Annotated in this window: 18 protein-coding genes; all 18 read right to left on the bottom strand. The window is 42.0% G+C overall.

Going from position 1 to position 8,971, the window contains the following annotated elements; genetic code table 11:
* Nucleotides 1-623: PBSX family phage terminase large subunit (locus BGM27_RS20675; protein WP_254122952.1), on the bottom strand; the 623-nt coding region annotated here is incomplete at its 3' end.
* The gene (gene terS / locus BGM27_RS20215) at nt 610-1,368 is read right to left on the bottom strand and encodes a phage terminase small subunit (RefSeq protein ID WP_217031384.1); all 759 of its coding nucleotides are present in this window, start codon (nt 1,366-1,368) and stop codon (nt 610-612) included. The genes BGM27_RS20675 and terS, both read right to left, overlap by 14 nt.
* Before the next feature lie 187 nt (nt 1,369-1,555).
* Entirely contained in the window at nt 1,556-2,338 is a 783-nt protein-coding gene (locus BGM27_RS20210) for a S1 family peptidase (RefSeq protein WP_217031383.1), read from the bottom strand.
* A 133-nt stretch (nt 2,339-2,471) separates the two neighbouring features.
* Entirely contained in the window at nt 2,472-2,684 is a 213-nt protein-coding gene (locus BGM27_RS20205; RefSeq protein WP_031378531.1) for a transcriptional regulator, read from the bottom strand.
* Between the two features lie 181 nt (nt 2,685-2,865).
* On the bottom strand, nt 2,866-3,078 hold the full coding sequence (locus BGM27_RS20200) for a helix-turn-helix domain-containing protein (RefSeq protein ID WP_003155868.1): 213 nt from the start codon (nt 3,076-3,078) through the stop codon (nt 2,866-2,868).
* A gap of 297 nt (nt 3,079-3,375) precedes the next feature.
* Nucleotides 3,376-3,513, bottom strand: coding sequence for a hypothetical protein (locus BGM27_RS20195; protein WP_167348363.1), 138 nt, complete (start codon nt 3,511-3,513; stop codon nt 3,376-3,378).
* A 104-nt stretch (nt 3,514-3,617) separates the two neighbouring features.
* Complete coding sequence (locus tag BGM27_RS20190; RefSeq protein ID WP_217031381.1) at nt 3,618-4,133, bottom strand: sigma-70 family RNA polymerase sigma factor; 516 nt, start codon at nt 4,131-4,133, stop codon at nt 3,618-3,620.
* 14 nt (nt 4,134-4,147) lie between these two features.
* Entirely contained in the window at nt 4,148-4,276 is a 129-nt protein-coding gene (locus BGM27_RS20765; RefSeq protein ID WP_302053371.1) for a hypothetical protein, read from the bottom strand.
* A 587-nt stretch (nt 4,277-4,863) separates the two neighbouring features.
* The gene (locus BGM27_RS20185; RefSeq protein WP_217031380.1) at nt 4,864-5,043 is read right to left on the bottom strand and encodes a hypothetical protein; all 180 of its coding nucleotides are present in this window, start codon (nt 5,041-5,043) and stop codon (nt 4,864-4,866) included.
* Between the two features lie 10 nt (nt 5,044-5,053).
* A complete protein-coding gene (locus BGM27_RS20180; protein WP_217031378.1) occupies nt 5,054-5,488 on the bottom strand; it encodes a hypothetical protein in 435 nt (144 codons plus the stop codon).
* Nucleotides 5,489-5,525: 37 nt separating this feature from the next.
* Complete coding sequence (locus BGM27_RS20175) at nt 5,526-5,711, bottom strand: hypothetical protein (RefSeq protein ID WP_217031375.1); 186 nt, start codon at nt 5,709-5,711, stop codon at nt 5,526-5,528.
* The gene (locus BGM27_RS20170) at nt 5,683-6,066 is read right to left on the bottom strand and encodes a hypothetical protein (protein ID WP_254122948.1); all 384 of its coding nucleotides are present in this window, start codon (nt 6,064-6,066) and stop codon (nt 5,683-5,685) included. The genes BGM27_RS20175 and BGM27_RS20170 overlap by 29 nt, the downstream gene beginning before the upstream one ends.
* Nucleotides 6,063-6,398: a hypothetical protein gene (locus tag BGM27_RS20165; RefSeq protein ID WP_217031372.1), complete on the bottom strand. Its 336-nt coding sequence runs from the start codon at nt 6,396-6,398 to the stop codon at nt 6,063-6,065. The genes BGM27_RS20170 and BGM27_RS20165 overlap by 4 nt, the downstream gene beginning before the upstream one ends.
* Complete coding sequence (locus tag BGM27_RS20160; protein WP_217031413.1) at nt 6,398-7,081, bottom strand: dUTP diphosphatase; 684 nt, start codon at nt 7,079-7,081, stop codon at nt 6,398-6,400. Before BGM27_RS20160 ends, BGM27_RS20165 begins: the two co-directional genes overlap by 1 nt.
* 324 nt (nt 7,082-7,405) lie before the next feature.
* Nucleotides 7,406-7,819, bottom strand: coding sequence for a hypothetical protein (locus BGM27_RS20155; RefSeq protein ID WP_217031369.1), 414 nt, complete (start codon nt 7,817-7,819; stop codon nt 7,406-7,408).
* Between the two features lie 3 nt (nt 7,820-7,822).
* On the bottom strand, nt 7,823-8,083 hold the full coding sequence (locus BGM27_RS20150) for a hypothetical protein (RefSeq protein ID WP_217031366.1): 261 nt from the start codon (nt 8,081-8,083) through the stop codon (nt 7,823-7,825).
* A 12-nt stretch (nt 8,084-8,095) separates the two neighbouring features.
* Nucleotides 8,096-8,497 carry a hypothetical protein gene (locus BGM27_RS20145; protein ID WP_061861550.1) on the bottom strand — a complete coding sequence of 134 codons (402 nt, stop codon included), beginning with the start codon at nt 8,495-8,497 and terminating at the stop codon, nt 8,096-8,098.
* On the bottom strand, nt 8,494-8,877 hold the full coding sequence (locus tag BGM27_RS20140; protein WP_217031364.1) for a hypothetical protein: 384 nt from the start codon (nt 8,875-8,877) through the stop codon (nt 8,494-8,496). Before BGM27_RS20140 ends, BGM27_RS20145 begins: the two co-directional genes overlap by 4 nt.
* Nucleotides 8,878-8,971 lie beyond the last annotated feature (94 nt).

Raw genomic sequence — 8,971 nt, 5'->3', positions numbered from 1 at the left:
TCTGTAAACATGCCGCTCGGCGTCGATGCCACGATGCTCTCCACATATTCCGGATCGAGAAAATTGTTGTCGAACAGCGAGAAATGAAATGACCTGATGTTCAGCCGCCCGCTTTTCAGCATTTGCCCGTCTTTGTCGATATAATCCGTTTTGACAGTGTGCATCGGGTTTTCGGGGTTTGTATCCATCATGACCACAGCGCCTTTATACGAGCACCGGGAAATGACTTCTTTCACGAATGAATCGTGCAGGGCAGTCGCTTCGTTTAGGAATGCGCCGGCTGACGTGAACCCCCGCGCTTTTTTCCATGAATCAGCATTGGCCCCGTCAAAGCAATATACACGGTTACCAAATATCTCAACGGCATTCGACTTGTCGAGCCTCAATTCTTTGCCCAGAATCAATTCCATATCGTTCAAGACATTTCGTTTTATGGCTGCCTGAGTAGCCCCGCCGATGATGAAGGATAGACCCATGTTTTGATACTTGCTGACGTGAGCAAGGAACGTCAAAAGGAGCACGAATGTTTTCCCTGCCCTCTTTGCGCCGCTACAAATTAGAATTTTGGGTTGCTCTTTTATAAAGCTGTCCCAAACTTCCTTTTGCTTTTTATTCAGTTCCATCGGCATTCACCATTTTCCTCAACATTGCGGCAATATCATTCTCTTGGGTGTTTCCGTCGCCGCTGTTAACAGCCTTCTTCGTCTTCTCGATATTCAAGCGCATTTGTTCCAATTTAAGGCGCCGTTCATCTTGCTCATGCGCCAGCTGGTCAAATTGCTTGATCAAGCTCCGGAGCTCCCCCATTGCCCGAGATTGAGCGTTCAGGAATGTTGCGTGACGATCCCAAGCGAATTGTATTTCAAGTTCTTCTTCTACAATGTTTTTTTCATATGTTAAATTGCCATCTTCGTCCTCATCTTGATGATAAACGTATTTTGCCTTTTTAAGCTCTTTTGCCGTATCATCTTTATCCCGCACAAACATAATGCGTTGCGCCCAGATTATGGCCGCATATTGTATCTGAATCTGATCCCATATCATATCAGCAGGGGAACGCTCCTGAATCTCTTCCATGATTTCAAGCGTCTCTTCTGGCAGATACTTTGAGAAGAACCCATGCGAAACCGCGTTTCGATTTCTCTCCGGGGCGCCGCCGTTGTTTCCCAATGCGTTTTTATTGCCAGGTTGACCGCCTTTTTTTGTGTGCACACTTTTTTCAGAGGGTGCACCCTTTTCCCTTTCCCAACCATGCCGCTGCTTCCACGATTTAATAGTGTTCACTGACACCCCGTATTTCTCGGCAAGGTCCTTGTATTTCATGCCTTTGACGTAATCCTTATACGCCTGAATGTGCTTTTCGGCCATCTACATTCACCGCCGCCCCCTTCTGATTCGTGTTGTTTTGGAAAAAGATATTCCCTCTAAACCGACGCCGCACTCAGACCGTTAACCGCCAGTTGTTTTTCTGAGATTTACCGGAATCAGTTTACAGAGAACATAAAAAAACACCATTCGATTGGAACGGTGTCATTTCTTTAGATTTATGAAGTCTTCACGAATCACAGAATTTTAGCTCTTTAAAAGCATTTATCAACTTAACTATATATTTTGCTTTAACAATACTAGTAAATAGACCTCTAGTTACTATTTCAATTCCGGCATTTGTTGAGTAGGTTTTAGATTGGCCTTGTACTATTCCAATTAAACTACCGTTACTATCAAACACTGGACCACCACTACTCCCAGCACTTACGCTAATATCCCCCCAAAAATAAGCATCAACTTCATCATAAGCTGCTATTCTTCCAAAACTAAACACAGGACGAGAAACAATTGTAGTTTCTTCTAATGCCACACCAAATTCGGGTGTTATTCTTGATATTGAAGATGGAACGTCAGGGAAACCAACCGTAAATATATCCGATCCTTCAACTAGTGATTCGTAATTTTCCTTTAATAAAAAAGGCGTGTACCCATCTTTCCGAAGTGCTTCTCTGAAATCTTCGGTCTGCTTATGTTCAAGAGATATAACAGCCAAATCTACATCTTCAAGATCATCACCGGCGATAAAAATATCATAATCAGGGCTTCCAAATTCTTGACATAACACAGCTGTTGCAATTGTATTCTGTTCATTGACGCGTCTAGCTTTTATTATTTCTGAATTAAATCGTTTTTTAGGCTGCCCAATATCTTCAAATATTAAATGTCTCGAAGTTATCAAATATTCCTCATCACCAAATCGAGCATAAAGAGCTGTCCCTTCTGTTCTGATATCAAATCCAAATTTGCATTGAATATTAACAATATTTTTTTTGTGTTTTTCTAAATCCATTAAATCACCCCTTCCTTATTATCGGTTAAGGAGTAAGAGAAAGGAACAATTTGCAAAATTTGTCGAACGAAAGCGCTCTTCATAAATAGGTGGCAACCGTAAGACAAAAAAACACCCTTTTGACAGGGTGCAATCAACGTTTCTTTTTATAGCCTTCAATATCTTTTCTCAAGAATAGGCGATCTCTGTTCGTAGTTTTAATCGGAACCAATGTTTTATAATCCACCAGCTGCTTGAGGTTCTGCCGGCTGCATCCGATTATCTCAATGGCTTCAGATGTCGTTATGACTTCTTTATCCATAAAATCTCTCAGCTCGTCTATACTCTCAAAAATAAACTTAGCCATTTCGGAGGTTTCTCCATTTTAGGGTTATATTAATTATAGTCAATACAAACCAGATCACTGCCAAAATCATAGTAATAATATCGAGAGTGCTGAGATCACCATAATTAAAATTAGTGAACAATATCACAAACAGAATAAAGAATAAGATCGTTGAACCATCGATTAATTTTTTCATATTTGCTCATTTCCTTCTATGTTTTTGAAAATCCAAAATATCCTCTTTCAGAAAAAGCCTGTCCCGGGGCATTTCTTTCATCGGCTCCAATTCCCCGGTCTTTACTAACTGATTCAGATATTGACGGGTGAACCCCAATATTTCAAGCGCTTCACTTGTATTGAGTATCTCTTCATTCAAGAATTTCTTGATTGCGTCACGCTCTTTAGGCTTGTACATTTTTAAATCATCCTTTTTTCTCGCGATATTTCAAGTAAAGGGAAAATGCTTTCTCAACGATCGAAACAACAAATAAAATGATCAGACTAATGTCGAGAGCCGTTTTCAATGGTCCCGCTGCCACATCCTGACGGAAAAACAGCATATACGCCAGGGCGAGAAGAACAACAATATCGGTAGTGGACTGTACACTTTTCATTTTTTTGAAAGTGGCTGGCTTTCAAGTATTTTTCTTTAGTCGCCGCATTTGCTATACTTGGAGCAAGGGAGAAGCGCTTCTTCTCCCTCGGCTCAAAATCATCTGCGCTTTCTTGGTCGACGGCGTTTTTTGATTTTGGGCTTTTTTGTTTTAAGCTTTTCCCTGATGATGAGGATTTTTTCAACAACTGTGAGAGTTGTGAGGATAATCCCCAGTACCAATGCGATTTCAGCCACTTTCTTTCCCTCCTTTCTATACTTTAATTATACCCCTAAACTTTACTTACGTCAAGTAATTTAATGGGCTTTTTTCATTATTTATCCAATGAAAAAGAGCCTATTCACGCTAAACAGAATAGGCTGTGATCTGCTCTATTTTTCATTTTCAGACGGGAACGTTCGATATTCTTCTGCACGGTTCCTTTTTTAATCCCCAATAACTGCGCTATCTCTTCGAATGACATGTTTTGCACAGCGTGCATCATGAAAATGTCTTTTTCTCTTTCGGTAAGCACGGATAGGGCATCAGCAATTCTTTCCTTATCCCAATCACTTACCTCTCCCTCAGCTTCTTGAACGATTGCGTATTCTTCCGGCAGCGCATCAATTAAGCGTGGTTCAGCCAGAATCGTCCTTTGATATGCGTCTCTTCTGTCAGCACCTCGGCGGGCGCCCGGCTGTCTTCCGTTCTGCAGCCATTCAAGAGTGAATTCAATGTCACTGATCATGCTACTGATAATCTTTTTGTCGTTGATCTGTTCAGCCGTCAGATTGACTTCAGCCGTATCTTTGTAGAGCCGGTGCATTTTTCTTGTTTCTCTTAAAGCTCGTTTATATTCTATGATTAAATCTTGCATCCTGATTCCTCCCCTTATTTGCGCTTAAATGCGCCGCCCTTGCCTCGTTTAAGTCTTTGCATGTCTTGTCCCATCATTTGCCGCCAAAAGCGTTCAGATCGCTCCTGAGTGTTTTTATTGGGCTTTTTCTCTTTCTGCTTCATGTCATCCCTCCGCTCAAATAAAAAACGGACACCAATCAGAGCACAGTAATTCTGTGCAATGATCAGTGTCCGCAGGCTTTCCGTCTTGGACGTTTATTTTGTTTTCATCTTCTTTTGTTATGCCTGGCTGCTAATCTCCTTCTACAAATTGAATTTCGTAACAATCTGTATCAGCGCCATTTTTGAAATAGTCATTCATGTTTTCGAGAAGACATTCATAACTGCAAAAATCTAAATATCTATAACTGTCTATACTGTCGTTTCCCCACCTGCTATGATGTGTCGCGACTTCATAGTAATGGTTTGACCGATCATTTATAACGATAGTCCTCCCACAAGTATCGCATGTCACTTTTTTCAAGACTTTTTGCGTTTTTGTGACTTCTTTCTCCTCGTACTTCTTCATTTCCTGACCTCTCCCATCTTGGACTTATTCAGTTAAAGCAGCACATATGTAGCAATATTCCCGATGATCGCCGCTATACAAATTGCAGTTAAGTGATTTCTCAGCTGTGAATCATTATCCTCTCCTATAACTCCCATAAGAGAGACTATCAGGACCAGCAACAGGGATATTTTAAAAGCTATTAACACTCGTCTTCCCTCTTCTCTCTATACTTATCAATATCTTGAAAAAACGCCGCGGCCGTAAATGCGATGATTGCGCCTATTAACGTGAAATTTGCTTTTATGTCCGGCCTGTATTCGTACTGGAAATAAAACCAGAAACCTAACCCCATCAGCATAAAAACTATTCTCAGCGCCATCGAATCCCCCTTATTTGATTTGAAATTTAGCTGATTCAAATGTCCCGATATAATTCCGCTTGCCGGAATCAGAATAGCAGTCCAGCTGGATGACATAGGTTCCTTTCCCGGTCTTATTCCGGATCGTTTTCACATTGAATGATTTCAGAGGCGTTGCTGTTTTGAAGCTGCCCCGCTGTACTAAATTCGTATCAGTCAGCCCGCCGCCGCTGCGCTTCTTGTATACGCCAGCCGTGTAATAAAGAGTGCTTGAGCCTTTTTTCTCGGCTTTCCAGTCCACCGTTGAGGCGCCGGCCGTGTAAGTCGCCGCATCCGTAAACACCCGGCCGCTGTACCCGGATTCATTTTGCCAGCCGGACCATGCGGCGGAAGCAGACGGCGCAACGGCCGCCGCTCCCGTTAGTAATACTGCTGATAGAATGATTGATTTGAATAGTTTTTTCATGGTTATTCTTCCCCCTCGTTGTCCTCAAAATCATTGCCTAAATTTCATAATGGTCACATGCTGAAATCTCATGGTAGTCATATTCTTGATTCCCGTAATTTTCAGTTATCCATAAGTGTAATACAGAATCACAATCAGAATTATTTGGTCGATTAACATCATCTTTCACAAGTAAAACAACAGGGTCTTTATCTTTAAAAGTAACAATGTATTTTCTTTTCATTGGTCGTTCTTCCTCCCCTCTCTTTAACTCTCATTTTACTCAAACACTCCGCGCCCTCCTTCACGATATAGCCTTTTAAAATCGCCTTGTTCAGATCATAAGCAGACATTTCATTGAGTGATGCAAATAACTCTTCCCATGGCTTTACATCCCCTATTTTAATGACAAAGTGTTTCCCGACGAATTGAAGGCGTGCAAACTCTTTTTTATCTCCTTTGGTCAACGCGTTCACTCTTTCGGGTTCTTCGTCAGCCATTTTTAAATAAAACTTCATGCCTTCCTCAATCGCCCGCGCCTGTTCCCGTGTGACCTCAACCTTATCGCTTGTTTTGATTGTGATTTTTGTCTTTGTCATAGCAGCGAACCATCCCATATAAGAACTTCAGATTCCGGATTGTTGAAATTCTTTGAAATATAGGTGTAAGACCTCAACTCCCCGTCTTCACCCCTCGATTGCGAAAACATAACAAGTGCATAGTCTCGTTCTACTTCTCGGATTTCTTCATCTTGAAAATTGTCGTAATCGTCCGTATCGGCGACTTCCTGATTGTAAATTTTCTCGGCTTCCGCCTTGTCTTCCGCTTTGAGAAGCGCGTAATATGGATCATGGATTTCATAGAATTTCATTGTTCTTCCTCCTTCAATTGTTTGTAAGGCTGAAATGATCGGGTTGTCAGTGTGGTTCATCAATACCCCTCCTGCTGACGCTGATGATTGACGGCGTTTTTGTCCATGTAAGCCGCTTCTATTTGCTCCCATTTAAAACCGAGCTTGCTGCCTAATTCAAAGAAAGTCGTAAATAAACTGATATATGTCCGCTTTTCTACATTGCTGAAATGGAATCCGTAAGCAATGGATAGCAAGCAAGAGAATGTTTTTGCTGTATCAAACCCTTTTTCAGAAATTAAATGCTGTACGACTACATCATCTATGGTCTCATTGTCATTCCAGCCAAGCCGGTTCCCGATGCTCAAGATAAAATGCAGGCAGTCCACGTATTCCTCAAGCAGTGGGTTTTTATCACGAAAGGCCGTTACACAACCCACTTTGCAAATTGGACACTCTTCATAATCAGGATCGAATAAGTTTTCAAAATCTTTTTTGCTTAAATGCTCTCCGCAATTATCATTTTCACACCGGAAAAAGGATGCATTTTCAGGAGTCGCGCCAACAGTTGTTGATAATTTTGTTCTTGGCTTTTGATTATTACTCCAATGCTTGAAGCCGCGCCATTCATTCGCACACTCGGCAAGCTCCACCTGTAGAGCAAGAATGAGGTTTGGCAGCAAGTCCTGCCCCTCAAGTCCCTTTTCTTTGATGATCCGATCGTCAAGCGCCTTTTGCATTTCAAACATTTTTTGTAGATTCATTGCGCATCCTCCCGAATATCTTTTTTGATCACTTTTATAGCGAATGCAGCCATATCTTTCACGTCTATTTTCTGCAAACAATTTCTGCTTTCTGTATCACACGCTGGTATTTCTATGGTTATGTTGGATTGTTCATAGATTTTATACGAGTAAGTTTTTCTATTGCATACTGCACATGGCTTTTTTTCTGATGATACGATGCTCTCTATTTTCACGCTATTTCCTCCTCAACGCCCATGCTGCAGCCACATTTCGAGCAGCGTGCATCTGGGCGGATTTTTATATCTAATTCGTTGTGACCACATTCAGGGCAGCTGTATTCGATCATTTACTATCAGCCCATTCATTAAAACTGTAGGCGTAATCAACGCTTTCAATGAAACCGATCTCCTTCGCTTTCTGACGGATTTTCATACATCCTTCATAGCTATAGGCCCATATCTCTTTATAATCCCTCAGCTCGCCGCATTTCCCTGTTATGATGAACTTTCGAAAACTGTTGACCAGTTGCCACATGTTGCCCCCATGCGAAAAACCGTTCGGACTACCGTATCCCATTTCATACGGGTAAACGTCATCACCCGTGTAATCATCAACGAAGAACAGTTTTTTCTTAAATCTGAAATACGCTATGCGATCCTTTGACTTGCGATAGAATGTACGACGATCAATGCTTGCGATAAGCTTGATCAAATCGTTTATGTCGTTCATTCGTTTCAATTGCCCTGCTGTTGCCATCCCTTAACCCCCGATCAAATTCGGCAGTACGGAGACAGCGAAGAAGAAAAGCCCCACGCATGCCCCGACCAGCCAGATATTTGTTTTATCCCGTTTAGCGATAATGGTATGGTCGCCGATCATTTTGAGATCGTCAGAACGAGCGACAAGCGTCGGGATGTAGTCCGGGTGAACCTTTAAAAGCTCGGCCGCCTGCTCGACTGTCATTGCTTCGTCCTTTGTGGCCTTCACGTTCCGCTGGAGTTCTACTTGTAATGGAATCATTTTTCTTCCTCCTTACAGTGATGAAGCTGAGACTGAAACTGTCTGTTCTACGCTTATGCTCACTGGTTTTCTGTAAAATTTCTCACCATCAATAACAATCGCTGTTTTCTTCGCTTTATTGTAGAGGGTGGGCCATCTCTCAACATCAGAATCCGGAACAAGTTTCCAGACTTTCCATTCATCCATTGAACTCTCAAGATCCTCGGCTTCGTAATGATACCCATCCCAAAATTCCTGTTCTAACCACTTGTCGAGTTCCGAGGAATCTTCAAATATATAGGCTTCGTCACATTCATCCTCATGAAAAACAAAGAAATACTCGATAAAAGCGCCAGTACCATTTGACTTAACAAAATCAACAAATTCCCGCCAGTTACTTTTCAAACCACCTTGATCAACATGTTTCACTTTCATTCCGCAGCCCCCTCCAATGCTTTTCTGGCCGTTTGCCCTCCGTCGAGTTCGACAGCTGGCGGACAGTCTTCAAATTCGTTTGTATACGTCGTTTCATTGGCGTAAAATTCTAATGCGTTTCTATAACGCTTGTTCTCTGCCTGCAGCAACTTAATATCTTTCTGAGCTTGCCGAAACTGGTTTACCGTGACTTCCTGCTGGCGTTGGTGTTCCTCAATGATTGCCTGCTGTTTTCTCATGTAGCCGATCATTATGTCTTTGACATAGCTCTGCTCGATGATATAGCAAGGTCCTGCATTTATATCGAGTGGCTTCAATTCCTCTTTTGAAGCTAAATGCCACAATGACAAGTCGCTTATAATTTCCTGTAATTTATCCATGCCCGTTCCTCCCCCGCAGGGGAAACCCCTGCTATTTGAATTTATGGCCGATCTCGTAATCACAACGAGCCAGGCCGCCTTTTATTGTTTGAAT

The sequence above is a fragment of the Bacillus sp. FJAT-27001 genome, from assembly GCF_019039175.1.
GTDB lineage: Bacteria > Bacillota > Bacilli > Bacillales > Bacillaceae > Bacillus > Bacillus velezensis.
This window is presented reverse-complemented; position numbering and strand designations above follow the sequence as displayed.

Bases quoted from the DNA above. Each gene is read 5' to 3' on its own strand.
- BGM27_RS20185 (WP_217031380.1), bottom strand. From the start codon at position 5,043: ATGGCGCTGAGAATAGTTTTTATGCTGATGGGGTTAGGTTTCTGGTTT.
- BGM27_RS20165 (WP_217031372.1), bottom strand. From the start codon at position 6,398: ATGAACCACACTGACAACCCGATCATTTCAGCCTTACAAACAATTGAA.
- BGM27_RS20150 (WP_217031366.1), bottom strand. From the start codon at position 8,083: ATGATTCCATTACAAGTAGAACTCCAGCGGAACGTGAAGGCCACAAAG.
- BGM27_RS20145 (WP_061861550.1), bottom strand. From the start codon at position 8,497: ATGAAAGTGAAACATGTTGATCAAGGTGGTTTGAAAAGTAACTGGCGG.
- BGM27_RS20200 (WP_003155868.1), bottom strand. From the start codon at position 3,078: ATGTACAAGCCTAAAGAGCGTGACGCAATCAAGAAATTCTTGAATGAA.
- BGM27_RS20765 (WP_302053371.1), bottom strand. From the start codon at position 4,276: ATGAAGCAGAAAGAGAAAAAGCCCAATAAAAACACTCAGGAGCGATCT.
- BGM27_RS20180 (WP_217031378.1), bottom strand. From the start codon at position 5,488: ATGAAAAAACTATTCAAATCAATCATTCTATCAGCAGTATTACTAACG.
- BGM27_RS20175 (WP_217031375.1), bottom strand. From the start codon at position 5,711: ATGAAAAGAAAATACATTGTTACTTTTAAAGATAAAGACCCTGTTGTT.
- terS (WP_217031384.1), bottom strand. From the start codon at position 1,368: ATGGCCGAAAAGCACATTCAGGCGTATAAGGATTACGTCAAAGGCATG.
- BGM27_RS20155 (WP_217031369.1), bottom strand. From the start codon at position 7,819: ATGGCAACAGCAGGGCAATTGAAACGAATGAACGACATAAACGATTTG.
- BGM27_RS20205 (WP_031378531.1), bottom strand. From the start codon at position 2,684: ATGGCTAAGTTTATTTTTGAGAGTATAGACGAGCTGAGAGATTTTATG.
- BGM27_RS20210 (WP_217031383.1), bottom strand. From the start codon at position 2,338: ATGGATTTAGAAAAACACAAAAAAAATATTGTTAATATTCAATGCAAA.
- BGM27_RS20140 (WP_217031364.1), bottom strand. From the start codon at position 8,877: ATGGATAAATTACAGGAAATTATAAGCGACTTGTCATTGTGGCATTTA.
- BGM27_RS20170 (WP_254122948.1), bottom strand. From the start codon at position 6,066: ATGACAAAGACAAAAATCACAATCAAAACAAGCGATAAGGTTGAGGTC.
- BGM27_RS20190 (WP_217031381.1), bottom strand. From the start codon at position 4,133: ATGCAAGATTTAATCATAGAATATAAACGAGCTTTAAGAGAAACAAGA.
- BGM27_RS20160 (WP_217031413.1), bottom strand. From the start codon at position 7,081: ATGAATCTACAAAAAATGTTTGAAATGCAAAAGGCGCTTGACGATCGG.